General features: G+C 52.5%; 1 protein-coding gene. It reads left to right on the top strand.

Annotated features, from left to right (window positions below; all coding sequences use genetic code 11):
- Positions 1 to 191: 191 nt before the first annotated feature.
- Positions 192 to 680, top strand: a 489-nt coding sequence (locus tag QD280_RS17760; RefSeq protein ID WP_279840149.1) for a hypothetical protein, incomplete at its 3' end; no start/stop codon positions are given.

Raw genomic sequence — 680 nt, 5'->3', positions numbered from 1 at the left:
CAAAACAATCACCTGCAAACCTCTTTCACCGCTGGTAACGCCATGCGTCCCCGGCAGCGGATGCGTACTTTACGCACCAACCGCCGTGAGGGCAAGCGCTTTTTGAAGATCATGCCAGATTTAACCTTCACACCCCAGATTCTGGCACCTGAAGCACTCCAGCCAGACGATCTCTGACAACGAGGCTTGTCTTGAGCACCCTTTTCTTCACCTGGCGGCGCACGCAAAAAAACCCAGTCTTGCGCATAAAAAATATCCCGAACGACACCACTCCCGGCCCAGACATGACGGAAATGAGCATCTGCCTGACGCTCCTCGACGCCGACAGATGCATGCGAGGTGCTTCAAACCACACAAAAACGCCCCAACAGCAAAAGCTGCAGGGGCGATGCTTGGTAAAACCAGGGATAAATAACAAGCGCATCATTTTCCCATCAATGGCAGAACCATCACAGCACGATGATGAGCCAAAGACTTTCTTCTTATGCAGCCTGGGAAGGTTATCTCACGCACCACTTTTCCATGTACCTCTTTCTGCACACGGCTTTTCTTTTGCGCCAATTTTTCCTGAGCACAAAGAGAACCGCCCCTGCAGCAAGGCTGCAGGGGCGGTTCGGGATAAGTGCCTGACGATGACCTACTCTCACATGGAGAAACTCCACACTACCATCGGCGCTAAG

The sequence above is a fragment of the Cobetia sp. 1AS1 genome, assembly GCF_029846435.1.
GTDB classification, from domain to species: Bacteria; Pseudomonadota; Gammaproteobacteria; order Pseudomonadales; family Halomonadaceae; genus Cobetia; species Cobetia amphilecti.
Note: the sequence above shows the minus strand (reverse complement) of the source record. Positions and strands in the feature narration are given on the sequence as shown.